At 73.2% G+C, this 25829-nt stretch carries 16 protein-coding genes; 9 read left to right on the forward strand and 7 right to left on the reverse strand.

Annotated features, from left to right (window positions below):
* Window positions 1-117: 117 nt before the first annotated feature.
* From GA0070617_RS18250 to GA0070617_RS18260, 3 genes are read left to right on the forward strand one after another with little or no spacing between them, the layout of a single operon-like run.
* Window positions 118-1014: a CDP-alcohol phosphatidyltransferase family protein gene (locus tag GA0070617_RS18250; protein ID WP_373868419.1), complete on the forward strand. Its 897-nt coding sequence runs from the start codon at window positions 118-120 to the stop codon at window positions 1012-1014.
* A gap of 38 nt (window positions 1015-1052) precedes the next feature.
* A complete protein-coding gene (locus GA0070617_RS18255; RefSeq protein ID WP_091439708.1) occupies window positions 1053-2789 on the forward strand; it encodes an alkaline phosphatase family protein in 1737 nt (578 codons plus the stop codon).
* Between the two features lie 43 nt (window positions 2790-2832).
* The gene (locus GA0070617_RS18260; RefSeq protein WP_229688604.1) at window positions 2833-3627 is read left to right on the forward strand and encodes an FkbM family methyltransferase; all 795 of its coding nucleotides are present in this window, start codon (window positions 2833-2835) and stop codon (window positions 3625-3627) included.
* Window positions 3628-3677: 50 nt separating this feature from the next.
* On the opposite strand, the gene GA0070617_RS18265 is transcribed toward GA0070617_RS18260, so the two are convergent.
* From GA0070617_RS18265 to modA, 3 genes are read right to left on the reverse strand one after another with little or no spacing between them, the layout of a single operon-like run.
* Window positions 3678-4799 (reverse strand): ABC transporter ATP-binding protein, encoded by a 1122-nt coding sequence (locus GA0070617_RS18265; protein WP_091439711.1) that lies wholly within the window; start codon window positions 4797-4799, stop codon window positions 3678-3680.
* Window positions 4796-5641, reverse strand: a complete 846-nt coding sequence (locus GA0070617_RS18270; protein WP_373868418.1) for an ABC transporter permease — start codon at window positions 5639-5641, stop codon at window positions 4796-4798. The genes GA0070617_RS18265 and GA0070617_RS18270 overlap by 4 nt, the downstream gene beginning before the upstream one ends.
* A gap of 18 nt (window positions 5642-5659) precedes the next feature.
* A complete protein-coding gene (modA, locus tag GA0070617_RS18275) occupies window positions 5660-6463 on the reverse strand; it encodes a molybdate ABC transporter substrate-binding protein (RefSeq protein WP_091439718.1) in 804 nt (267 codons plus the stop codon).
* A 243-nt stretch (window positions 6464-6706) separates the two neighbouring features.
* Here modA and GA0070617_RS18280 point away from each other — a divergent pair, with 243 nt between their 5' ends.
* A complete protein-coding gene (locus GA0070617_RS18280) occupies window positions 6707-8296 on the forward strand; it encodes a cellulase family glycosylhydrolase (RefSeq protein WP_229688603.1) in 1590 nt (529 codons plus the stop codon).
* A 96-nt stretch (window positions 8297-8392) separates the two neighbouring features.
* Here GA0070617_RS18280 and GA0070617_RS18285 read toward each other — a convergent pair whose 3' ends face one another.
* A complete protein-coding gene (locus GA0070617_RS18285) occupies window positions 8393-9982 on the reverse strand; it encodes a DUF1996 domain-containing protein (protein ID WP_091439722.1) in 1590 nt (529 codons plus the stop codon).
* Window positions 9983-10355: 373 nt separating this feature from the next.
* Here GA0070617_RS18285 and GA0070617_RS18290 point away from each other — a divergent pair, with 373 nt between their 5' ends.
* The 4 genes from GA0070617_RS18290 (at window position 10356) to GA0070617_RS18305 (ending at window position 13607) form a co-directional block, all read left to right on the forward strand.
* On the forward strand, window positions 10356-11114 hold the full coding sequence (locus GA0070617_RS18290; protein WP_139135705.1) for a carbohydrate-binding protein: 759 nt from the start codon (window positions 10356-10358) through the stop codon (window positions 11112-11114).
* A 10-nt stretch (window positions 11115-11124) separates the two neighbouring features.
* Window positions 11125-12336 (forward strand): sensor histidine kinase, encoded by a 1212-nt coding sequence (locus tag GA0070617_RS18295; RefSeq protein WP_091439729.1) that lies wholly within the window; start codon window positions 11125-11127, stop codon window positions 12334-12336.
* Window positions 12333-12992: a response regulator gene (locus tag GA0070617_RS18300; protein WP_217628838.1), complete on the forward strand. Its 660-nt coding sequence runs from the start codon at window positions 12333-12335 to the stop codon at window positions 12990-12992. Before GA0070617_RS18295 ends, GA0070617_RS18300 begins: the two co-directional genes overlap by 4 nt.
* A gap of 111 nt (window positions 12993-13103) precedes the next feature.
* Window positions 13104-13607: a response regulator gene (locus tag GA0070617_RS18305; protein WP_139135706.1), complete on the forward strand. Its 504-nt coding sequence runs from the start codon at window positions 13104-13106 to the stop codon at window positions 13605-13607.
* Window positions 13608-13639: 32 nt separating this feature from the next.
* Here GA0070617_RS18305 and GA0070617_RS18310 read toward each other — a convergent pair whose 3' ends face one another.
* The gene (locus tag GA0070617_RS18310; protein WP_139135707.1) at window positions 13640-14200 is read right to left on the reverse strand and encodes a sigma-70 family RNA polymerase sigma factor; all 561 of its coding nucleotides are present in this window, start codon (window positions 14198-14200) and stop codon (window positions 13640-13642) included.
* Window positions 14201-14361: 161 nt separating this feature from the next.
* Here GA0070617_RS18310 and GA0070617_RS18315 point away from each other — a divergent pair, with 161 nt between their 5' ends.
* Complete coding sequence (locus tag GA0070617_RS18315; RefSeq protein ID WP_175440576.1) at window positions 14362-15462, forward strand: glycoside hydrolase family protein; 1101 nt, start codon at window positions 14362-14364, stop codon at window positions 15460-15462.
* A 78-nt stretch (window positions 15463-15540) separates the two neighbouring features.
* Here the strand turns inward: GA0070617_RS18315 and GA0070617_RS18320 are convergent, their stop codons facing one another.
* Window positions 15541-18318, reverse strand: a complete 2778-nt coding sequence (locus GA0070617_RS18320; RefSeq protein WP_091439738.1) for a discoidin domain-containing protein — start codon at window positions 18316-18318, stop codon at window positions 15541-15543.
* A gap of 131 nt (window positions 18319-18449) precedes the next feature.
* Entirely contained in the window at window positions 18450-25751 is a 7302-nt protein-coding gene (locus GA0070617_RS18325) for a type I polyketide synthase (RefSeq protein WP_091439741.1), read from the reverse strand.
* Window positions 25752-25829: the final 78 nt, after the last annotated feature.

A 25829-nucleotide genomic window follows, 5' to 3' on the forward strand; every position in this document is an offset into this window, starting at 1 on the left:
CCGCATCCAGAACGAACCGATCGGCCGTATTTCCCGTGTTGAGGGTGAGGGGTCGCAACGAAGAGTCACGGAGGCACGATGCACACGGTTCGTCAAGGTCCCGCGATCGGACTGGTCGTGCAGATTGCCCTGTTGGCACTGCTCACCGTGACCGTCGGCCTGAGCACCTGGGGATGGCTGGCGGGGCTGGCCTACGGGGTCGTCCTCTGTGCCCTGCTCAACCGGGGTATGGCCGGTGCGCGCGTGCGGGTGCTCAGTCCCGCCGACCGGGTGACGTTGGGCCGGGCGATCCTGGTCGGCGGAGTGACCGCCCTGGCGGTGCACTCCCTCGACCGGCCGGCACCGATCGTGCCGATGGTCGCCCTGACCGCCGTGGCGCTGGCGCTCGACGCGGTGGACGGGTACACCGCCCGACGGACCGGGACCAGCAGCGCGCTGGGTGCCCGGTTCGACATGGAGGTCGACTCCTTCCTGGTACTGGTGCTCTGCCTCGTGGTCGCGCCGTCGGCGGGTCCCTGGGTTCTCGTGATCGGCGCGATGCGCTACCTCTTCGTCGCGGCGAGCTGGGTACTGCCCTGGATGCGGGGTTCGTTGCCGCCGCGCTACTGGCGTAAGGTCGTCGCGGCGGCCCAGGGGGTGCTGTTGACGGTGGCCATGGCGCAGGTGCTGGGTTCGGTGTTGACGCTCGTGGTGCTGCTGGTGTCGCTGGGGCTGCTCGTCGAGTCGTTCGGCCGGGACGTCCGGTGGTTGTGGACGACCCGCCGGGTCCACCCCGCCGCCATCGGGGTCCAATCCGGGCCTGCCGAGCGCGCGGTGCGTCCGGGGCTGCCCGAGCGTGCGGAACTTCCCGCACACACCGCACGGCCCGAGCGCACCGGACGGCTCGAGCGGCCCGGGTACACCGGGCGTCCTGCCGCGGGGCGGGGCACCCTGGTGGCCGGCCCCAGGGGCGCGCGGGCAGCGCACGAACGTCCGGCCGGGGCCGCGGCCCGGGACCGGGTCGTGCGGGTCTGACGCGGCGCCACCACGATTCTCCGAAAGGGCGGGGCAGGTTGTCACTCTCGACGCGGGTACGTCGGCTGCCGGGCGACGGCGGGCGGGCGGCACCCGACGACGCGCGCCTGGACGAGGCAGCCGAGCCGACGGCGGCCCCGGCCGACGAGCACGACGCCGGGACCGCGGGCCGGCGCTCCCTGCCGGCGGCGGTGCTGACCGCCCTGGCCGGGTTGCTGGTGGTGCTCGTGCTCACCGCGCCGCACGACTACAGCCGGCTCACCCCGGCGGCCTTCGTCCGGCTGCCCCTGGAGGCGCTGCTGGTCGTCGCCGTGCTGCTCGCCCTGCCGCCGCGCCCGCGCCGGCTGGTCGCCGTGCTCGTCGGGGTGGCCCTGGGGCTGCTGGGCATCCTGAAGCTGCTCGACCTGGGCTTCTCCGCGTCATGGAGCCGCGCGTTCAACCTGGCGTTGGACTGGACGCTCTTCGGCCCGGCCTTCGGTTACCTCACCGAGTCCTACGGCCGCCCCGCCGCGATCGGCATCGCGGTCGCGTTGGCGCTGCTGGCGATCGCGCTGCCGGTCCTGCTCGCGCTGGCGATGCTGCGGTTGACCCGCCTGGTGGTCCGGCACCACACCGGCACCACCCGGACCGTCGCGACGCTGGTGGTGGTCTGGGTGGCGTGCGCCGCGTTCGGCGTGCAGGTGGCCCCGGGCGTGCCGGTCGCGGACACCTCCGCGACCACCCTGGCCAACGGCCACGCCTTCCAGATCCGGCAGAGCGCCGACGACCGGGAGAGCTTCTCCGCCGCACTGGATGCCGACCCGTTCCGGGACACCCCCGGCGACCAGCTCCTGACCGCGTTGCGCGGCAAGGACGTGGTCTTCGCCTTCGTGGAGAGCTACGGCCGGGACGCGGTCGAGGACCCCGAGTTCGCCCCGCAGGTCGGCGCGCTCCTGGACACCGGCACCCGGGAGCTGGGCGCGGCCGGTTTCACCGCACGCAGCGGCTTCCTCACCTCGCCGACGATCGGCGGCGGCAGCTGGCTGGCCCACGCCACCCTGCTCTCCGGGCTCTGGATCGACAACCAGCAGCGGCACAGCACCCTGTTGACCACCGACCGGATGACCCTCGGGGACGCCTTCCGGCGGTCCGGCTGGCAGACCGTGGGGGTGATGCCCGCGGTCACCAAGGCGTGGCCGGAGGGGGCCTTCTACGGCTACGAGCGGTTCTACGACGCCAACAAGCTGGCCTACCGGGGCCCGAAGTTCAGCTTCGGCACGATGCCCGACCAGTACACGCTTGCCAGTTGGCGGCGGCTGGAGCAGGCCCGACCGGCTGGGCCGCCGGTGATGACGGAGCTGTCGCTGGTGTCCAGCCACTCCCCCTGGACGCCGGTGCCGCCGCTTGTCGACTGGGCCGACATCGACGCCGGCGGCGCGGTGTTCAAGGGCACCGCCGGGGACGGCAAGGGCGACGAGCGGCGTGGACTGGCCCGGATCCGGGCGGACTACCGGGAGTCCGTCGAGTACACGCTTGGCGCGCTCATCTCCTACGTCAAGACCTACGGCGACGACGACCTCGTCCTGGTCATCCTCGGTGACCACCAGCCCGCCCCGGTGGTCACCGGCGACAACCCCAGTCACGACGTACCGATCACGATCGTCGCCCGGGACCGGGCCGTCATGGACCGGATCTCCGGGTGGGATTGGCAGGATGGACTCAAGCCCGGCCCGCAGGCCCCGGTCTGGCGGATGGACGCCTTCCGGGACCGCTTCCTGACCGCCTTCGGCCCGTAGCCCGACCACCGACCACCCACCGCACGGATCGGAACACAGCAAGTTGACCGACACCTTCGCCGGCAGGATCGCGGCACTGAAGAACGATCCCGCCACGGCGCTGCTGAGCCGGTCGCTGGAGGTCTACTACGGCGACCGCGCGCGGGACGCCCGGATGGACGCCTTCTACTCCCGGTTCGTCGCCGCCGGTGATCTCGTCTTCGACATCGGCTCACACGTGGGCGACCACATCGCCTGCTTCCGTCGCCTCGGTGCCCGGGTCGTGGCCCTGGAACCGCAGCCGTCCTGCCTGCGGGTGCTACGGACGCTCTACGCCGACGACGACCAGGTGACGCTTGTCGACGCCGCGTGCGGGGCGGCACCCGGCACCGCGCGGTTGCACGTCAACTCCGCCAACCCCACCGTGTCGACCGTCTCGGCCGGTTTCGTCCGGGCCGCCGAGGGCGCGGGCGGGTGGGCCGACGAGGTGTGGGACACCGAGATCGAGGTACCGGTCGTCACCGTCGACACCCTGATCGACCGGTACGGTGTGCCGACCTTCGCCAAGATCGACGTGGAGGGTTTCGAGGACCAGGTACTGGCCGGCCTGAGCCGTACGCTGCCCGCCCTCTCCTTCGAGTTCACCACGATCGCCCGCCCGGTCGCCCACCGGTGTCTGGACCGGTTGACGGAGCTGGGTGTGGACGGTTTCGACGTCGCGACGGGTGACGACAAGTCGTTGGTCCTCCAGCGCTGGGCGACGGCGCGGGAGATGGCCGCGTACCTGGACGCGTTGCCGCACGAGGCCAACTCCGGCGACGTGTACTGCGTGTCCCAGGGCGCGTCCGGCCCCGCCTGACCCGGCCCCGGCGGCCGGTCGTAGCGGTCGGACGGTGGTGGCGGTCCCGGTCAGGTGCCCGGTGGCGCGGTGGCCGGATAGGCGTACGTGTCGGTCGCCTTGACCGCCGCCCACACCTGCTGGCCCGGGGCCAGGCGTAGGTGCGCGGCGGCTGCCGGGGTCAGGTCGGCGACGGCGGCGATCGGTCCGTCGAGCTGGACCCGCAGGTTGTCGCCGTGACGTTGGATCCCGACGACCGTGGCCGACCAGGTGTTACGCGGGCTGCCGTCGGGCCGGTGCGGGTGCAACGCGACCGCGGCGGGTCGGAACACCACGAACGCGTCGCCGTCGAGCCGGTCGACCGCGCTGAGCGCGAACGTCTCCCGCCCGGCGTCGCCGAGCTGGACGGTGTGGCCGTGGGCGTGGCCCCGGTAGAGGTTGAGTCCGACCAGGCGGGCGACGTAGTCGGTGCGGGGCCGGGCGGTGACGGTGGCGGCGTCGCCGGTCTGCACCACCTGGCCGTCTTCGACGATGACCAGCCGGTCGGCCAGCACGAGCGCGTCGAGCGGATCGTGGGTGACCAGCAGGGTGGCACCGGTGTGCGCGTGGAGATGCCTGTGCAGTTCGGCCCGGGTGTCGAGCCGGGTGCGGGCGTCGAGGGCGGCCAGCGGCTCGTCGAGCAGCAGCAACGTCGGTCGTACGGCCAGGGCGCGGGCCAACGCGACCCGCTGCGCCTGACCACCGGAGAGCTGGCGGGGTCGACGGTGGGCCTGCTCGGCCAGCCCGACCCGGGCGAGCCAACCGGCCGCCTGCTCGCGGGCGGTACGCCGGTCGGCACCGTGCCGGCGGGGACCGAAGGCGACGTTGTCCAGCGCGCTCAGGTGCGGAAAGAGCAGGTAGTCCTGGAACACCACGCCGATCGGGCGACGCTCCGGTGGGACGAACCGGCGCCGGTCGGGCCGGTCGAGGTCGACCCCGCCGAGGGTGACGTGTCCGCCGGCCAGCGGTTGCAGACCGGCCAGGGCCCGCAGTGCGGTGGTCTTGCCGGCGCCGTTGGGGCCGAGCAGCGCGACCACCTGCCCCGCGGCGATGCGCAGTCGTACGTCCAGGCGGAAGGTGCCCCGGTCCACCACGAGGTGCCCGTCCAGCAGGGCCGGCCCGGTGCCGGTGCGGTCGGTGTCGAGGCCGGTCATCGGGTGGTGATCCAGCGGTCGCGCAGGCCGGCGAGGATGACGACGGAGACGGTCAACAGGATCAGGCTCAGCACGATCGCGGCGTCCAGGTCGGTCTCCAGCGCGAGGTACACCGCCAGGGGCATGGTCTGGGTGGTGCCGGGATAGTTGCCGGCGAAGGTGATCGTGGCGCCGAACTCGCCCAGGGCACGGGCCCAGCAGAGCAGCGCCCCGGCGGCGACACCCGGCGCCACCAACGGCAGGGTCACGTGGGTGAAGGTGGTCCAGCGGCCCGCGCCCAGGGTGGCGGCGGCCTCCTCGTAGCGGCTGTCGGCACCGCGCAGGGCACCCTCCACGGCGATGATCAGGAACGGCATCGCCACGAACGCCTCGGCGACGACCACACCGGCGGTGGTGAACGGCAGGGTGATCCCGAACGTGCTGTCCAGCCAGCCGCCGACCAGCCCCTGCCGGCCGAAGACGAGCAGCAACGCCACCCCGCCGACCACCGGCGGCAGCACGAGCGGGACGGTGACCAGGGCCCGGACCAGTCGCCGACCGCGAAACTCGACCCGGGCCAGCAACCAGGCAAGCGGGACCCCGAGGACCAGGCAGACCACCGTGGCGAGGGTGGCCGACTGCAACGACAGCCGCAACGCGGCCAGCACCTCCGGCTCGGCCAGCCGGCGCGGCAGCGTCGTCCACGGGGTCCGCAGCAGCAACCCCAGCAGCGGCAGCGTCAGGAACAGCAACCCCAGGCAGGCGGGGAGCAGCAACGCGACCGGCACCCGCTGGCGGCTGGCACGACGGCGCGACCTGGCACCCCCAGCGGGGACCGTCCCGGTGCCGTTCCCCATCGACATCACTGGCGGTACGACTGCCTACGGGGCCTGGAAACCGGCGTCGGTGAGCACCCTCAGCGCCTCGTCCGACCGCACGTGTTCGACGAACGCCCGCGCGCCGGCGGGGTTCGGGGCGTGCCGGAGCACGACGATCGGGTAGTCGTTGACGGCTTCGGCGGACTCGGGGAACTCCACCGCCTCGACCTTGGCCGCCGCCGACCTGGCGTCGGTGCGGTACACCAGCGCCGCGTCCACCTCACCGAGCGTCACCTTCGCCAGCGCGCCCTTGACGTCCCGCTCCAGGGTCACCGGGGTCAGCGCCACCCGTGCCACGTCCAGGGCTGTCCTCGCGGCGGCGCCACAGGGCACCTGCTCGGCGCAGAGCGCCACCTTCACCCCCGTCCGGGCCAGGTCGGCCAGGCCCCGCACGCCGGCCGGGTTGCCCTTCGGCACCGCGATCACCAGCTGGTTGCGCACGAAGACCGTCGCGGCGCCCGCAGCGTTGCCGGCCTCGGTCACCGTACGCATGTTGGCCGGCGCCGCGGAGGCGAACACGTCGGCCGGCGCACCCTGGTTGATCTGGGTGGCCAGGGCGGCACTGCCGGCGAAGTTGAGCACGACCCGGGTGCCGGGGTGGGCGGCCTCGAAGTCCCGGCCGAGCCTGGTGAACGTCTCGGTCAGCGAGGCGGCGGCGAGGACCGTCACCGTGCCGGTGACCGCCGCCCCGCCGCCGTCACCGGTCACCGGCGGCGTGCTGCCGGTGACCGACCGGTCACCACAACCGGTGAGCACCACGGCGACCAGGGCGGTGAGCGCGGCCAGGGCGATCCGCCGGACCGTCACGAGCAGCCCCTCCCCCGGGCGTCCGCGCTCGTGCCCCGCGATTCGACCGGCACATACCTCACCCGGTCAGCCTAGCCGCTCGGCCGCACCGGCCGGTGCTGCCCCCTGCCGGCAACCTTGCCCCGTCGATACATGTCCATCTATCCTTTGGCTGCCCATCGACTGTCCGTACGGGCAATCGAACATCGTTGAATCGCTTCGACAACCCAGCGTGACGGTTTGGCTCGAAGACGGGAGATACCGGTGAAATCCACCCTCAGAAAGATCCAGCTCGGCTTACTTTCCGGCGTGCTGGCGCTGGCCGGATCCGCCGTCGTGATGACGAGCTCCGCGTCGGCCGACAGCATGACCCAGGTGAACGCCACCCAACTCGTCGCCGACATGGGGGCGGGCTGGAATCTGGGGAACACCCTGGAGGCCAACATCAACGGGATCCCCAGCGAAACGGCATGGGGTAACCCGGTCGTGACGCAGGCCTTCATCGACCGGGTGCGGGCGGCGGGGTTCAAGACGATCCGCATCCCGGTCTCCTACCTGGGACACATCGGGTCCGCCCCGAACTACACGATCAACTCCGCCTGGCTGAACCGGATCCAGCAAGTCGTCGACTACGCCCACGGTCGCGGCCTGTATGTGCTGATCAACATGCACGGTGACGGCTTCAAGACCGTCACCGGCTCGTGGTTGATCTGCGACTCGTCGAACCAGACGACGATCCGGGACAAGTACCAGAAGGTCTGGCAGCAGATCGCGACCAGGTTCCAGAACTACAGCGAGCGCCTCATCTTCGAGGCCATGAACGAGGAGTTCGACGGACAGTACGGCAACCCCACCCAGCCGTGCTACTCGAACATCAACGCCTACAACCAGATCTTCGTGGACACGGTCCGCCGGTCCGGCGGGAACAACGCCTCGCGCTGGCTGCTCATCGCCGGCTGGAACACCAACATCGACTACACCGCGGGCAACTACGGCTTCGTGCTGCCGACCGACCAGTACCGGTCGCCGTCCATTCCCGCCAACGAGCAGCGGCTCATGATCTCCGTGCACTACTACGACCCCTGGGACTTCGCCGGCGAGGAGAACGGCACCATCACGCAGTGGGGACCGGCCGCCACCAATCCGGCCCGGAAGTCGACCTGGGGACAGCAGGACCACATGGACGCACAACTGAAGAAGATGCGCGACACCTTCGTCTCGCGTGGATACCCGGTGTTCGTCGGTGAGTACGGTTCGGTCGACAAGACCTCGGCCGACTCGACGAACAACAGGTACCGCGCCGACTACGCACGCACCCTGGTGTCCACCGCCAAGAAGTACGGCGCGGCCACCGCCTACTGGGACAACGGCTGGAACGGGGCGTACGGGTTCGGGCTGTTCAACCGCAGCAGCGTCACGGTCACCCAGCAGGGCATCATCGACGCCATCATCAGCGCCGTCGGCGGTACCACCCCGACCACCCCGCCGACCACCACGCCACCGACCACCACCCCGCCGACCACCCGGCCGCCGACGACCCCGCCGCCGAACGGGCGGTCCTGTTCGGCGTCCTACACGGCTACCGGCCAGTGGCAGGGCGGCTTCCAGGCCGAGGTGCGGGTGACCGCCGGCAACTCGGCGATCAGCGGTTGGACGGTGACCTGGACGCTCGCGAACGGACAGCAGGTGACGCAGGCGTGGAACGCCACGGTGACCACCAGCGGATCGACGGTCACCGCCCGCAACGTCGGTTACAACGGTTCGATAGGTGCCGGCGGTAGCACGACCTTCGGCCTCCTGGGATCGTCGAGCGGCGCCACCGGCGTACCGTCGTTGTCCTGCACGGCGAGCTGAGCAGGCGGATACCGGAGCCGGCGGGGACGGCCGCCCGGCACCGGTCCGTCGCAAGCGACGAGACCGGTGCCGGGCGTCCGCCCTGGTCGGGCGTGGTCAGCGGGTGAAGGCGACGAACTCGGCGACCGACCACCAGTTGCTGGCCGATCCGGTCTGGACCACCCGGATGTAACGGGCGTTGCGTGGCGCGAAGTCCGCGGCGATCGTCTCCGCGCCCGGCCCACTGGCCACCGGCGATCCCCAGTTGGAGCCGTCGTTGGACAGGTACACCTGGTAGCGGCGGGCGTAGTCGGAGCCGTTGGACAGCAGTGAGATGCCGCTGACCGACCGGGCGGAACGCATGTCCACGGTGACGGACTGGCCGTCGACCATCGGGGTGCCGCTGGTGAAGCGGGAACGCGGGTCGCCGTCGAGCATCTTCGCCGGCTCGCTGCCCCGGCTCACGCCGGAGGCGGTGGCGGTCCACCCGCCGCGGTCCAGCACCTTACGGCTGCCCGGGACCTGGTAGTGCTCGTCCAGGGCGGCCCCGGCCTCGGGCTCGAACTGCGAGTAGCCCCGGGCGTCACACTGCCGGCCGGCGTTGATGCAGTGGGTGACCAACGCGTTCAGGGTCGGCGCGTCCCAGGCGTTGTAGAAGTCGTAGTGGAAGGTGAAGCCCCGCCCGCTGGCCAGTCTGACCTTCGACATGTCGCCGCTGACCGGGAAGGCCATCTTGAACTCGAGCATCGGCACCGCGACCGGGTGCGTCTTCGGGCACACGCCGTCGACCGGGTACACGATGTGGCTGATGTGGTCGGGGGTGTCCAGGTGCTTGCCGTCCCAGCAGCTCGGCGCCTGCATCCGGATGTTCAGCTGGCTGCCGGAGCGGCAGGTGGCGGGGAAGTCGACGTTGTCGTAGCTGTCGCCGCACTCCCAGCCCTTCTGGTAACCGGGGGCCTTGGCGAACTGCTCGGCGGTGGTCGTCGGGCTGCCCACCAGGTAGCGCAGGCCCACCGGGAACGGCCGTACGCTTGTGTAGTCGCGTACCCCGCTCTTGTAGTAGATGACCTGCGGGCCGGTCGGCTCGATGGCCCGGTCGCCGTCGAACACCGTGGGCATCCAGTAACCGGAGCGGTCACCGGGGACCCGGCACAGCGTCGAGCCGGCCAGCAGCGACTCGGTGGTGCTGTTCGCCTTCGTCGTGGTGTTGCCCATGAAGGTGTGGTTGTGCGAGGCGCCCGGCTTGTTGAAGAAGACGATCGGGTCGTCGTCCCGGCGGTGGCTGACCGAGCAGTTCGCCTGGAACTCGCGGTGCGCCTTGCGCGGCGGGGTCTTGGTGGAGGGGGTCACCCCGGTGACCGGGTTCTCGGCCAGCACGTAGTCGCCGGGCACGGGCTTCGGGTGGTTGCCCTGGTGGGAGCTGCTGCTCGGGCTGGCCGACCGGGTCGGCGACTTCTTCGCGGCGGACTGCGTCGGCTCGGGTCCGGCCGGGGCGGCGGGCGCCGAGGAGTGCTCGTGTGCCGGTTCGGTCACGGCTGCCGGCGCGTCCTGCGACGACGCGGCCTGCTGACTGCCGGTGAGCCGCAACGGGCCGACCGCGGTCCAGGAGGCCACTCCCACGGTCACGGCGAGAGCGGCCCCCACCAGGGCGTATCGCAGGCGTACGCGGCGCGGCGGGCCGGACGATGGTGAGATCCGGGTTCCCATGGAGCCTCCGAGAGAGCGGTTGTCGGTTCTGGACGCCGGCGTACGCTAACCACGCCCGACCGCGCGGCGAATGAGGCGAAGGGCCCAGGGCGACGCGGTCGACGGCCCAGGTCCACCGCGGCGGAACCGGGCGCGAACCGGGCAGGTTCCGGTCATCCGGGCAACGTTCGACGCCCACTTCGACACGCTCTGCGTGTGCCGCGTTGCAGCACGTCAGAGCCCTGGGTGGAGGTCGGTGACAGCGGTGATTCGGTGTACCGTGAGATGAATCGTCCTACCGGTTCGTCGCGCTAGACCCACGGGAAATCGAGTGGCTCATACCACGGGGAGTCGAGTGGTGCCCAGCAGAACGGTGTTCGATACCGCCGACCCCGTGCCACGCATGCTCGCCGGTCCGCCGGATCCCATCCGGTCGCTCCGGCTACCGCACTGGGTGGGCATCAGCGCCCTGGCCGGTGGGATCGTGCTGGCTGCCATCGTGATCCCGCCGCAGCTCTCCCCGGCCGTCGAGCAACCGCCGGAGCGACCGCTGGGTCAGACCGCGCCCGCCGGGACGGAGTCTCCGACGACCGGGTACGTCCCCGACGGCGCCCCGGGTGTCGTCCCGGAAACCGGGGCACCGGCACCGGAGTCCACCGGCTCGGCCCGCCCGGACCCGCGCCCGACCGCGCCGACGGCCACGCCAGGCCGGCCGGCGGCGCCGGATGAGGGTCGGTCCGAGGCTCCCCGTCCCACGCCGACCCGCACGTCCGGGCCGACCCCGTCGTCGCGGTCGATCACCGTGCAGGCCGAGGACCCCGGCAACGTGCTCGGCGGCGGCGCCAAGGTGGCCAGCTGCCCCAGCTGCGACGGCGGGGCCCGGGTCCGCTACCTCGGCACGCTGACGGTGAACTTCACCAACCCCACCGCCGGGGGGCGGACCATCGCCGTCACCTACCAGACCGACGGTGACCGCCAGCTGAAGATCTCCGTGAACGACGCCGCGCCCACCACCCACGCCGTCTCCGGTGCCGGTTGGGACGTCCCCCGCACCTTCCGGTACGATGCCGAGCTGCCGGCCGGACGGACCAGCCTGACCTTCTTCAACGACACCGGGCCACCGCCCGACATCGACAAGATCACCATCAGCTGACCTGGCCCCGATGAGTCGATTCGTCGCCTACGCCGCGCTGTGCCGGGCCATGTTGCTCGGCCGACTCGTGCTCACCTACGCCGCCGTCGGCATCGGCTTCCGGCTGGTCGACGATCCCTGGTGGACCGTGGTCACCCTCGCGGTGGTCACCGTCATCACGGTCGCCCAGGTCACCGTGCTGGGGCGATGGCCGGCCGTGATCCGCTGGCGGCTGTGCGTGCTGGCCGTCGACGCCGTCCTGATGATCGGTGTCCTGGTGCTCACCGACGGCGGCCTCGCGTACTTCTGCTACGCCGCCGGCTACGCCGCACTCAGTGGGGCGTTGCTGGGCAACCACGGGTTACTGCTGTGGATCGTCAACGCGGGGCTCGGCCTGGCCGTGGCGACGAGGTTGCTGCAGGCCGCCGGCACCGGAGCGGCCACCTCCACCGTCGCGCCGTTCGTGCTGGCCTTCCCGATGATCTTCGTGGTCTGCGGCATCGGGGCCGCCGTCGTGACCGCCACCCTGGCCCGTTACATCGACGTGTCCGTGGCGGTGGTGACCAGCGCCCAGCAGTCGGCGGCGGCCTCCGAACGGGCCCGGCTGGCCCGGGAGCTGCACGACTCGGTGGCCAAGACGTTGCGCGGGGTGTCGTTCGCCGCGGTGGCCCTGCCCAGCCTGCTGCGCCGCCAGCCCGACCTGGCCGAACAGCTCGCCAGCACGGTCTCCGTGGGCGCCGACACCGCGATCCGGGAGGCCCGCGACCTGCTGGCCGGGCTGCGCCGGGACGCCTTGGACCGGCCGTTCGCCGAGCACGTCCGGCAGATGTGCCGGGACTGGTCGCAACGGACCCGGGTGCCGGTCCGGGCCGAGGTCGCGCCCGTCGAGCCACCGGTGGCCGTCCGGTACGAGCTGGCGCAGATCCTGCACGAGGCGCTGGAGAACGTGGCCCGGCACGCCCACGCCCGCGAGGTGTGGGTCCGCCTGGAACGGCGCGACGGGCACGCGGTGCTGACCGTACGCGACGACGGCCGCGGTTTCGTGGTGCCCGACGAGCTGACCACACTTTCCACGGCAGGCAGTTTCGGCGTGGTCGGCATGACCGAACGGGCCCACGCGGTCGGCGGTACGCTGCGCGTCGAATCCAGCCCCGGTCGGGGCAGTGCGGTGGTGGCGCGGGTTCGGCTGCCCGACCCCGCGCAGGTCGGAGACGTTTCGTCCGGGATGGTGGTGCACCGGTGATCGACGTCATGATCGTCGACGACAACCCGATCGTCCGGATGGCCCTGCAGGGCTATCTGGCCAGTGCCGAGGACGTCCGGGTCGTCGGGGAGGCAGCCGACGGCCGGACGGCGGTGACCACCGCCCAACGGTTGCAGCCGGACGTGATCCTGCTGGACTACCGGATGCCCATCGCCGACGGGCTCAGCGTCGTCGGTACGCTCGCCGAACGCGCCGCCGTACTGGTGCTGACCAGCGACTCCGCCGACGAGGTGATCGCCGCCATGCTGCGCGGCGGGGCCCGTGGCTACCTGGTGCACGGCGAGTTCGACCCGGCGGAACTGCTGCGCGCGATCCGGTCGGTCGCCGCCGGCCAGGGCTGGTTGTCGCCACGCAGCGCCTCGGTCACCATCGCGCTGCTGCGCGAGCAGGCCGACCGGGACCGGGCCGGGGTCCACCGCCAGGAGCAGCAACGCCGTACCCAGCAGGGTTTCGGTCTGACCCCGCGCGAGCAGGACGTCATGACGCTGCTCTGCGCCGGGCACTCCAATGCCGCGATCGCCCGTCGGCTGCTGCTGACCGAGAAGACGGTCAAGAACCACCTCAACCACATCTTCACCAAACTCCAGGCCAGTAACCGCACCGAGGCGGTCGTCCGGTGGACCGGTCGGCAGTAGGCCGGGCAGTCGGCAGAGAAATCGGGCCGCCGGTTGAACGCGGTGGCGCTCGGCATCGTTGTATGGGCGGCGGGCACCGCCCGCCCGAGACGCCGAGTGGATGGCACCTGGATGAGCGACACAGCGACGGCCGCAGCGACGGGAGACATCGACGGCCGCACCACCGGCCGGCCCCGCACGATCAGCGCGCTGATCGTGCACCCCGGCGGGTCCGAGCAGACCGCCCTGCGCACCGTGCTCGACGCCGGTGAGCGGGTACGGGTCCTCGGCCTGGCCCGCGACGGCCGGGAGGCGGTACGGCTGGCACACCGGCTGCGCCCCACGGTGACCCTGCTCGACGACCGGGTGACCACCCCGGAGGGCACCGACCTGGTGCGGGCCCTGGCCCGGCGGTCCCGGGTGATCGTGCTGACCGGGTCGACCGACCGGCCCACCATCACGGCGATGCTGTGCCGGCCCATCCGCGGCTGTCTGGTGTACGGCCAGTTCGAGCCCGCCGACGTACTGGGCGCGGTCCGCGCGGTGGCCAGCGGGCTGGGCTGGCTCTCGCCGGTGGCGGTGGCCGCCGCGAGCTGGTCGCTGCGTAACCCGTCCAACGCCGGTGCCGCGCGGTGAACCACCCGGCCGACCTCGGGTCGGGGCTCGGGTCAGCAGGCCAGGGCCTCGACGTCGCCCAGGATGTTGCGGGCGGCCCGCAGGGCGTAGAACGAGCGCGAGCGTACGGTGCCGGCCGGAATGCCGATCCGGGCGGCCGCCTCGGCCGTCGAGGCGTCACCGTAGTACAGCTCGACCAGGACGGTGCGGTGTTCGGGGCTGAGCTTGCGCAGCGCGTCGGCCAGGGTGAACCGGTCGAGCAGCTCGTCGAACTCGCCGGCGGGGGCGGGGGCGCACCTGACGTCCATCCCGTACACCTCCGCCGGCCGCACGGAACGGGCCCGGGCCACGTCGATGGCCACGTAGCGGGCCGCGACGAACAACCACCGGCGGATCAGCTCCGGATCCTCGGGCAGCTCCGGCAGCCGACGCCAGGCCCGCAGCATCGTCTCCTGCACCAGGTCCTCGGCCAGTTCACGCTGGCCGTGGGTCAACTTCAGAAGGAAGTAGTACAGCGGCCGGGCGTTGGCCGAGAAGACCGCCCGCATCCGGCGTTCCCGCTGCGCGTCGGTGTCGCTTGCCGCCCGGACATCCGGGCATCCCTCGCTGTCCACCGCAGCCGTCCTCTCCTGGATGATCCACCTGCGTTCGGGACGGACGCTAGCCAACCGGTGTCCGGGCGGGCGTGAGTCCAACGGCCCAGGGGGGCCCAGGCCCGGACCCGGCCGGCGGGAAAGACCTTGAACGGTTCCCCCGTCCCGTCCGTCATGCAGGCATGGAGAACAGCCTCATCAACCGACCCTGGGCTCGACTGGCCCTGACCGCCGCGGCGGTCACGTCGGTCCTGCTGGGCGGTGGCCTGCTGGGCGGCGGCCTGCTGGCCGCCGCCCGGCCCACCGAACCGGCCCCGGCCGCCACGACGCTCGGCGCGGCCCCGCCGTTCGAGGTCCGGGAGGTCCCGGGTCCGGTGTCGACCACCGACCCGACCGACGCCCCGGCCGAAACCCCGGTCGCCACCGCCTCGCCCACCACCTCGGCCAGTCCGTCCCGACTGCCCACCACCGCCGCACCGGTACCGCGTACCGTCGCGCCACCACCGTCGGTACGCCGCTCCGACCCGCCGCCCGCGCCCCGGTTCACCAGCGCCAAGAAGGGGGTGGCCGCCTGGCGTTTCGACGGGGCCGAGAAGGCCCTCGCGGCGTCGGGGGCGAAGTGGTACTACACCTGGAGCAGCGGTCACGAGGGCATCGCCCCACCCGCCGGTGTCGAGTTCGTGCCGATGATCTGGGGGCCCGGCAGCGTGACCGACAAGGCGCTGGCCGAGGCCCGCCGGTCCGGGCCGTACCTGCTCGGTTTCAACGAACCGGACCTGGCCGAACAGTCCAACATGAGCGTGGAACAGGCGCTGGACCTGTGGCCCCGGCTGATGGCCACCGGTAGTCGGCTGGGCAGCCCGGCCGTCGCCTGGGGTGGGGCCGACCCGGGCGGCTGGCTGGACCGCTTCATGTCCGGCGCGAAGGCGCGCGGCCACCGGGTCGACTTCATCGCCCTGCACTGGTACGGCGGCGACTTCGTCACCGAGCGGGCGGTCGGACAGCTGCAGCGGTACCTGGCCGACGTGTACGCCCGGTACCGACTGCCGATCTGGCTGACCGAGTTCGCGCTCATCGACTTCGCCGGCGGGCAGGCCCGGTTCCCCACCCAGGCACAGCAGGCCGCGTTCCTCACCGGTGCGACCAAGATGCTGGGCGACACCTCCTATGTGCACCGGTACGCCTGGTTCGGGCTGCCGGCCACCGACCGGGACCGCACCGGGCTGTTCCGCAGCGCCACCGACCCGACCGTGGTGGGCCGCGCCTTCCAGGCCGCCGGCTGACCGGCGACACCCGTCGACACGCCCGGCCGTCGTCGTCCGGAGCGGGGCCCGTGCCCCGCTCCGGGCGACGACCACCGGTCAGCGGACCTCGAACTCGTGCAGTGAGTACCCGTAGCCCTGCATGACCCGGGCGGTGCCGACCATCCGCACGTAGCGGGCCGGGGTGCGGGGCACGTCGATCCGGACCGTGCCGCCGGAGCCGCTGCCGGTCTGGTAGACGACCTGCCAGTTGCGTCCGTCGGTGGAGACCTCGACCCGGTACGCCGTGGCGTACGCCCGCTCCCACAGCAGCCGGACCTCGGTCACCTGCCAGAGCTCGCCGAGGTCGACGGCGAGCCACTGCGGGTCCGACCCGAAGGAGCTGCTCCACCGGCTGTCGGTGTTGCCGTCGATGGCGTAGCGGGCGTCCCAGACGGCGTTGACCTCGACGCTGGAGGCGCTGGCGCTGCCGCTCAGGGCCAGGTTACGGCCGGCGGAGTTGACCCGTCCGGGCATCGTGGACGGCTGGGCCGGTGCCGGCTTCGGACTGGCCTTGCCGGTGGGGGCGGTGGGGGCGGTGGGTGCGCCGGGGGGTAGGACCCCGCCGCCGGCTGCGGGGGGCCGTTCGCCCCCGTCCGGGGCCGGTGCCGGGGCCGGGGCGGACCCGGCCGCGCTGGTGCTGGGCTCCGGGCTGGCGCCGGCCCCGGGGGTGGCGCCGGCACTGAGGGTGGCGGCGGCCGGGACGGGTGCCCCGCTGCTCGGCACGACACCGTCGGGCCCGGGTACGCCCGGCAGCGCCGGCGGCAGCATCGGGTCGACCGGCGCATCCTGGGAGGCCCCGACCCCGACCGACGGGGCGTCCCCGCCCGGGCCCGGCGAGGTCAGGTTCAGCGCGTACCCGCTGGCGGTGGCGACCGCCAGCACGGCGGTGGCCGCCAGGACCGGGGTGACCCGGCGGCGGGACCGCCGCCGGTGTCCGATGATCGGTCGGCCCGGGGTCTCGTCGGAGCCCATGGTGATCGACCCGATCGGGGTCCCGGTGGGCACCACCTGCGCGCCCGTCGTGGGCTTGTCCGGCGTGGACGACGCCGCCGTGGTGCGGACCAGCGCGGTCTCGGCCTGCGGGTCGGTGCCGGTCCCCGACTGCGCGTCCGGGCGGGGGTCCGCGCTGGTGACCGGCCGTGACGGGCTCGTCGGGCCTGGAGCAGCGGGCCGCACGAGCGGGTCGTCTTCCACCGGAGAGCCGGCAGCCCGGTGCGGCTCGACGGCCGCGGGCGCCGGTCTGCCCGTCGCGACCGGGGTGGGTGGTTGCCGGCGGGCCGGCGGGCCGGCGGGCGTGCCGGTGCCCCCGGAGGCCGGGGTCGGGTTCGCCGCCGGCCCGGTGGGCCCGGCCACCGGCACCGGCGGGCGGGCCGGCCCGGCCGGCATACCGGTCCGGGCGGCCGGCGGCGTCGACCCGGCGGCGGGCAGCGTCGCGGGTCGCTGCGGCGCGGACCCGGTGCCGGCGGGCGTCTGGTGCAGCACCGTCGCGCCCTGGACCGCCGGTGCCTCGGCGGTGGTCGGGTCCGACGACAGGTCGTCACCGGCACCGGCGGCGACGGCGAACTGGGCGGGCAGCAGTTCGACCCGGCGACGGGTCGGGGTCGGCATCCGGGCCAGCAGCGCCCCGAGCACCGGCAACACCTCGTGCCCGGGAGGCTGGCCGGGCGCCCCGACGAAGATCCGCAGCCGGCCGAACATCCAGCGGTGTGCCCGGACCACCTGTGCCCCGGTCTCGTCCCCCGGCGGCCGCACCCAGAGGCCGGACTGCGTCACCTCGGCCACCCAGTGCTCGGTGAGCCGGAACACGTGCTCGGCGACCATCGGGTACCCGTCGAGGCCGCGCACCGCTCCGGTGGGCCGGGCCGGGCCGGTCGGTGCGAGCGTGAGGGCGGTGCCCAGGGACGCCCAGACGGCACCCGAGTGGTCGATGACCAGGCTGCTCTGCAGCCCGTCGGGGGTGAGCGCGGGCAGGCCGGTGCGGATCTGCACCGGGTGCCCGGCCTCGCGGGCCAGGGCCGTGCCCGCGACGAGGGTGGCGGTGGCCGACCCGTACGGCGCCAGCACCAGGTGCGGGCGCAGTCCCGGCGGGAGCCGGCGCAGCAGCGCGCCGATCGCCTGCACCGTCGGCTCCGGGTGACCGGGTCGGCCGATCACCAGCACCGGCCGTGTGAGGTCCATCGGGATGCTGTACGCCGGGTCGTCGTGCTGCGGGGTCGGCGCGCCGGCCCGGTGCGGGAAGGCCCACAGCCCCGCCGGTACGGGCAGCAGCACCAGTTCGTCCGCTCCGGCGCCCTCGACGCAGAGCCCGTCCAGATCGCTCTCCCAGTCCGGTTGCGGCGAGCGGCGGCCGGCCTCGCTGGTCACCCCGTCCGGGGTGTGCCGCAGCCAGCCGTCGGGGGCGAACAGCGAGCCCCCGGGCACCAGTACCAGGTCCGCCCGGGGGGCGTCGATGGTGGCGGTCAGCTCGCGGGCGAGCCGGGCGATCAGGTCCTTCTCGGCCGCGCCCGCTACCGCGACCCGGGCCCGGCTGCCCGGCGGGACCGCGATCGGCAGCACCGTCTCCACCACCGACCAGTCGTCGTGGTCGACGAGTCGACTGAGCACCGTCACGACCCCGGGCTCGGCCGGGAGGCCGGCCGCCACGGCGGCGACCACGCCTGCCGGGTCCGCGCCGACCACAGCGATGCGGTCCCCCACCCAGTTGAGGGCGGAGCCGAGCCGGCGGTACCGGCCGGTGTCGGCGTGCCAGGCCGGGGAGGCGGGCGCCCCCGACGGTACCGGCTCGCTCGCCTGGGCCTCGTCGTCACGGGCCGGGCGTCGGTGCTCACGAGTCATACCCCGTACAACGGGCCGGTTCCGATCGCTGTTCACCGTTAGCTACCCCAACAATAGTTGACTTTGGAACGTAACATATCGGATTTCCCCTGGTGACCGGCCCGGCACGCACCGCCACCCTGATCCGTCGGTCAGCTCACGGTTCCACCGTCGGCGATGTCGTCGTCGACCGTGAGGTAGGCCCCCGACCGGTCGTCGGCGGCCCCCTCGACCAGGCGACGGAACACCGTCGCCGCCCGCTGCACCGAGGTCATCTGCCCGTCGGCCAACTGCTGCTCCCCCCACTGCGCGGTGAGCCGCTCCCAGCGGTCCCCACCGCCGCGGCGCACCCGGTCCAGGCCCGCCCGGGTGATCCCGAGGTCGACCAGCCCCGGGTGGTAGCTGAGCACCACGACGCCGCTGGTGCGCAGCTCGTCGGCGAGGTTCTCGGTCAACTTGATGACCGCGGCCTTGGACACCGAGTAGGCACTCAGGTACGGCCACCGGAACCGACCGGCGTGGCTGACCACATTGATGACCCGCCCGACGCCGCGTGGGACCATCACGGCCAACGCGGCCCGACACCCCAGCATGGTGCCCCGCAGGTTCACCTCGATGGTGTCGGACCACTCGTCCTCGTCGACCTCCCACATCGGACCGATCGGGCCGGACACCCCGGCGTTGTTCACCATCACGTCGAGCCCACCGTGGGTCTCGACCACGGACCGCACCACCCCGGCGGTGGCACCGCGCTGGGCGACGTCGGCCACGAACGCGTCGACGGTGGACCCCTCGGCCCGCATCTGGTCCCGCGCGCGGTCGAGCGCGTCGGCGTCCCGACCGGTGATCACCACATGGGCACCGGCCCGGCCCACCTCCTCGGCGAACGCCCGGCCCAGTCCCCGGGACCCGCCGGTGATCAGGACCGTCCGGCCCGCCAGGGTCTGCCCGGTGGCCCCGGTCAGGGAGCCGGCGAGCGGCCGATCCGCCACCGCCGTGGTCGTACGGGCGACGGGTCCGGTGGTCCGGACCGCAGTGGACACCTCCGCCGACCGGATGCCGGACGGCGGCCCGGGGTCGCCGGAGACCGCAGGCCCGGCCGCGGAGGCGTCGGCGGGACGCCCGGTCGGCGCGGGTGAGGGGTCGGCGGGCCGGCCGACCGCCGCCGGGACGGCGTCGGCGGGACGCCCGGTCGGCGGCGGGACATCCGCCCACTCGCCGGCGAGCAGACCGACCAGACCCGCCACCGTGAGGTTGCGCTGCAACCGCACCGCCGGCACCGACACGCCGAGCGAGTTCTGCAGCAGGACCCGCAGCTCCACACCGGCCAGCGAGTCGATGTCGACGGCGTGCTCGTCGCCGAGCTGCTCCTCGGACAGGCCGGTGATCCGGCCCAGCAGCGGCGCGACGAGGGCTGGCAACATCGCCCGGCGCTCCTCGTCGGTGGCCGCGCGCAGCCGCTCGGGCACCGACAGTTGGCCCGGGTCGTCGGCGACGTCGACGGGCACCAGCGCGGCGTACCGGGGCAACCCGGCCAGCTGCGGGTTGGCCCGCGCCCAACCGGCCCAGTCCACACCGGCCACGCAGGCCTCGGCCGGCCGGGTCCGCAACAGGACGCCCAACGCCTCGACGAGCTGCCCGGGGGTCATGCCGAGCTGACCGTTGCGCCGCAGCACCCGGCCCACCGCGCCGTCGTTGTCGACCGCCACACCTACCTGGTCGACCATTCCCCACCCGACGCTCAGCGCCGGCAGGCCCCGGGCCCGCCGGTAGCGGGCCAGTCCGTTGAGGAACTCGTTGGCGCTCACGTAGGCGCCCCCGGCCGCCGGCCCGATCTGCGCCGCGAACGAGGAGAACAGCACGAAGAAGTCGAGCTGGTCGGTCTCGGTCGCCAGGTGCAGGTTCCAGGCCCCGTCGGCCTTGGGCCGGGTCGCCGCCACCAGCCGCGCCGCGTCCGTCTCGGCCAGCACCGCGTCGTCGAAGCCCGCCGCGGCGTGCACGACACCGCGCACCGGGGACAGCTGCGTACGGACCCGGTCCAGCAGGTCCCGCACCGCCGTCCGGTCGGCCACGTCCACCTGCTCCACCCGGACCTGCACGCCCGCGCCGGTCAACCGGTCCACCACCCCGGCGGCCTCGGCCGTGGCGATGCCGCGCCTACCGACCAGGACCAGGTGCCGGGCGCCCTGGTCGGCGAGCCACCGCGCCACGGTGAGGCCCAGCCCGCCCAGGCCACCGGTGACCAGGTAGCTGGCGTCCGGCCGTACCGGTGCGTCGGTGATCGACGCGGCCGGCACGGTCACCGGCTCGTCGGCCATCCGCACCACGATCTTGCCGAGGTGTTCCCGGCGGGTCATCGCCCGGAACGCCGCCCCCACCTGTCCGGCCGGCATCTCGGTGACCGGCAGGCGGACGACCTCGGCCTTGTCGTACAGGGCGGCCACCTCGGCCATGGCGGCACGGACCACCTCCGGGGCCAGCCGCATCATCTGGTCGTAGTCGAAGGCGTGGAAGGACAACGCACGGTGGAACGGCGCGAGCCGCAACGAATGGTTGGCGGCGATGTCGGCCTTGCCCACCTCGACGAACCGGCCGAAGGGACGCAACAGGCCGAGACTCTGGTGCAGGATCTCGCCGGGCAGCGAGTTGACCACGACGTCGACGCCCTCACCGCCGGTGGCGGAGCGGATGTCGTCGACGAAGGCGATGCTGCGGGAGTCGGAGATCCCCGCCACGCCCTCACCGCGCAGGAACTCCCGACGCTGCTCACTTCCGGCGGTGGCGTAGACCTGCGCGCCGAGCCACCGGGCCAGCCGCACCGCGGCCAGACCGACGCCACCGGCGGCGGAGTGCACGAGCACCCGTTCCGTCGGCTGCACCCGGGCCAGCCGGACCAGCGCCTGGTGCGCGGTGACCACCGGCAGCAGCGAGGCGGCCTCGGCCAGCGACAACCCCGCCGGTTTGCGTACCACCCGGACCTGGTCCAGCGTCACGTGGGAGGTGAACAGGTCCCGGCCGTGCGCGAGCACCTCGTCGCCGGGGCGCAGGTCGGTCACGGCCCGGCCGACCCGCACGATCGTGCCCGAGCACTCCAGTCCGAGCGTCGACTCCGAGTAGCTGCCCGTCATCGCCTCGGCGGAGAGCAGGCCGGTGGCCTTGAGGACGTCCTTGAAGTTCAACCCGACGTAGGCGACCTCGATCTCGACCTCGGTCGGCCCCGGTTCCGGACGGTCGACCGCGACGAAACGCAGCCGGTCCAGATCCCGGTCGGCGGTACGCAGCGTCACCGGTGTCCGGTCCGTGGCGGTACGCAGATGGTGCAGCGGCGACCGGTCGTCGGCGGGTTCGAGCCGCCGCACGTACCGCCGGCCGGCCCGCAGCACCACCTCGTCCAGGCTTTCCCGGGCGAGTTCGTCGAGCAGCGCCGCCATGCCCTGCTCGGTGTGGTCGGTGTCGACCAGCCGGCACCGCAGCTCTGGCCGCTCGGCGTTGACGACCCGGCCGAGCCCCCACACCGACGCGGCGAACGGATCGGTCGTGGGGTCGTCCTCGTCGACGCTCTGCGCGCCGACGGTGACCAGCACCAGCGGTACGGTGTCGGCCGGCAGGGCCTGCACCAGCCGCAGCGGCACGGCGACCGGTTCGCAGGCCGGCGCGTCGGCCGCCGGGGTGCCGTCGAGGTGCACGACGCCCCGGCAGGCCGGCTCGTCGGCGAGCACCGCCCGGACCTCGTCGGGCCAGTCGGGTCGGCCGGTTGCCACCTGCCGCACCGTCGCGCCCCGGCCGGTCAGGCCCCGTACCAGGGCCTGGGTTTCGGCTCCGCCGACGACGAGCCAGGTGCCCGCCAGGGTCCCGACGCCCTCGGCCGGCTCAAGATGCCAGACGGGCCGGTAGTAGCGGCTCTCCGGCGGGTCCGGCCGGTCGGACTCCGGTCGCGCGGTGCGCTGGGCGCGCAGGCCGACCACCTCCGCGACCACGTCACCGTCGTCGGTGAGGATGGTCAGGTCACACTCCAGCCAACCGTCGACGGCGCTGCGGCGGTCCCGTCCGTGCACCCAGAGCCCGCCGGTGCCCGGGGTGCGGTAGAGCCGAAGCTCGGCGATGCGGGCCGGCACGTAGCCGCCCTCGTCGGTGTGCCACACGGCACCGCCGATGGTGGCGTGCAGCGCCGCGTCGAGCAGGGCCGGATGCAGCCGGTAGCCGTCGGTGTCGACCGGTCCCGGTTCCAGGGCGGCGAAGATCTCCCCCGTCTCCTCGCGGTGCCACACCCGTCGGACCGCGCGGAACGCCGGACCGTAGTGCAGGTTGCGGTCGGCGAGCCGGGCGTACAGGTCGTCACGGGTGAGTTCCGGCAGGTCGCGGGTAAGCTCCGCCAGGGTCTCGCCACGTGGCGGCGGGGATCCCGGCGGTACCAGGTCGGGCCGGCGCAGCTCGGCGTGCAGGGTCCAGACGTTGTCGTCACCCGGCTCCCGGCTGTGCATGGTCACGGTCCGCTGGACCGGGTCGTGGTTCGTGCGCAGCGTCGCGACCGTCGCCGGGCGCACCGGCAGCGGCCGGTGGAACACCACGTCGGCCAGGAAACACGGCGTGTCGTCCGGGAACATGGCCAGCGCCGCCTCCAGGTAGCCGGCACCGGGGAAGACGGCGTCGTCACCGATGCGGTGGTCGACCAGGTACGGGAACTCCGCCGCGGAGAGTTCCACGTCGCGGGTCGGCGTCGCCGCCGGCACCTCCCGACCGGCCAGTCGCAGCCCGCCACCGCCCAACCGGGCCGACCGGGAGACCGCCGACTCGATCCAGTGCGCGTCGCGCTGCCACGGGTAGCGGGGCAGGTCGAGGTGTTCCCGGGGACCCGGGTGGACCCCCTTCCAGTCGACCTCGACACCGGCGGCGTAGAGCGTGCCGAGTGCCTGGCGCAGGTGCTCACGCTGGGGCCGGTCCCGGCGCAACGAGGCCACCTGCACCGGGTCGCCGTCCTGTTCGGCCAGCGCCTCGTTGATGGCCGAGGCGAGGACCGGGTGGGGGCCGACCTCCAGCACCGCGCCGGGGCCGGCGGCGAGCAGCTCGCGCACCGCGTCGGCGAAGCGCACCGGCTGGCGTACGTTGCGCCACCAGTAACCGGCGTCGAACCCGGTGCCGTCGACCCGGCCGCCGGTCACCGTCGAGTACAGCGGGATCCCGGCCGCCGCCGGCCGGATGTCGGCAAGCGCCGCCAGCAACGGTTGGTGGATCTCGTCCATCTGGGCACTGTGGTAGGCCACCTCGACCCGTAGCGCCTTGACGGCCACGCCGGCGGCGCGCAGCCGTTCGCTCACCGTCTCCAGTGCCTCGGCGTCACCGGCCAGGGTGGTCGCGGTGGCGCTGTTGATCGCGGCCACGTCCACCCCGTCGACCAGGTACGGACCCACCGCACCGGCGGGCAGGTCAACCGCCGCCATCGCGCCCCGGCCGGCGAGCCGGGACTGCAGGTTCGCCCGGTGGAAGCTGACCGTGAGCGCGTCGGGCAGCGAGTAGACCCCGGCGGCGTACGCCGCGGCCACCTCCCCCACACTGTGCCCCACGATCATCGCCGGCTCGACGCCCCAGCTGCGCCAGAGGGCGGTCAGCCCGGCCTGCACCACGAAGTTGCCGACCTGCGCGTACAACGTGCTGGTGAGTCGGGACTCGGCCTCGTCGCGCAGCAGCTCGTCGGCGATCGACAGGCCGAAGCGGGCCAGGAACCGGTCGCACTCGGCGACCGTCTCGGCGAACAGCGGTTCGTGCCGCAGCAGTTCCCGACCCATCCCCCACCACTGCGGGCCCATGCCGGTGTAGACGAAGGCCACCGGTCGGGGCGTGGCCCGGCGCGGGGCGACCGTCAGCTGCCGGAGCTGCCGCGCCGCCCCGGCCGGGTCGCCGGCCACGACGAAGGCCCGCAGCGGATGGTGCTCGCGCTGGCGGGACACCGCCCGGCAGACCCGCCGCAACGTCGGGGCGTCCGGCTTGTCGAGCAGGTCGGCGTACGCGTCGACGAGTGCCCGCAGCGCCTGCGGGCTGCGCGCCGACAACGGCAGCAGCTGGGGTTGACCGTCGGCGTCGGCCGTCGGGTCCCGTCGTGGCAGCGGGGGTGCCTGCTCCAGCAGGGCGTGTGCGTTGGTGCCGCCGAAGCCGAAGGAGTTGACCCCGGCCCGACGTGGGCCGCCGTACTCGCCGAACGGGGTCATCTCGACAGGTACCCGGATCGGCAACCTGTCGAAGGGGATCGCCGGGTTCGGGCGCTCGAAGTGGATGTTCGGCGGGATCAGGCCCCGGTCCAGGCAGAGGATGGCCTTGATCACCCCGGCCATTCCGGCGGCGGCCTCGGTGTGGCCGAGGTTGGACTTGACCGAGCCGATCCAGTGTGTCGCGGCCGACCCGGCGAGCATCTCGCCGATGGAGCTGGCCTCGATCGGGTCGCCGACCGCCGTGCCGGTGCCGTGCGCCTCGAAGTAGCCGATCGAGCGCGGGTCCACCCCGGCGGCCCGGCAGGTCTGCCCGATCACCGCCCGTTGGGCCGCCGCGCTGGGCACGGTGATGCCGGGGGTCCGGCCGTCCTGGTTGACCGCCGAGCCCCGGATCACGGCGTGGATCCGGTCGCCGTCGCGTTCGGCGGCGGCCAGCGGCTTCAGGACCACGATCCCCGCACCCTCGGCCCGGGCGTAGCCGTTGGCCCGGTGGTCGAAGGACCGGCACCGGGCGTCCGGGGAGAGGAACCCGCCCTTGGACAGCATGATCGTCATGGCCGGGCCGACCATCACGTTCGCCCCACCGGCCACCGCCACGTCGCAGTCGCCGGAGGCCAGGGCCGCACACGCGTGGTGCAGCGCCACCAGCGAGGACGAGCACGCGGTGTCGATGGTCAGGCACGGGCCGCGCCAGTCGAAGGCGTGCGACAACCGGGCCGACAGCATGGTCATCGCCATTCCGGTCGGGGTGGCGGTGCTGACCAGGTGCCGGTTGGCCTCCGACAGCTGCACCAGCGCGGCGTCGAAGGTGAACGCTCCGATGTAGGTACCCACCCGCGCACCGGCCGTCGAGACCGGCGGGATGCCGGCGTCCTCGAAGGCCTCCCAGGTGACCTCCAGCAGCAGCCGTTGCTGCGGGTCGAGAGCGGCGGCGTCGCGGGGGGTCATCCCGAAGAAGCCGGCGTCGAAGCGGTCGACCGGCGAGCGCAGGAAGCCACCCTGGCGCACGTGTGTCCGTCCCGGTGTCGCCGGATCGGGATCGAAGTACGCCTCGTTGCGCCAGCGGTCGGCGGGGATGTCACCGATCGCGTCCGTGCCGGTGGCGAGCACGTCCCAGAAGCTGTCGCGGTCCTCGATGCCGCCGGGGAACCGGCAGCCGATGCCGACGACCGCGACCGGACCGTACCCACCCTGGACGGAGTCGCCCGGTGCGGGCACCACGCCGGGGTACGGATCTGTGTGCACTCTCACCGGAAACCTCCATGTTCGGATCAGCGATCTTGCCGATCCAATCAGGAGAATCGGACGGTGCGGGTAACAGGTTCACTA

The organism is Micromonospora yangpuensis (genome assembly GCF_900091615.1).
In the GTDB taxonomy this organism is placed as follows: Bacteria; Actinomycetota; Actinomycetes; order Mycobacteriales; family Micromonosporaceae; genus Micromonospora; species Micromonospora yangpuensis.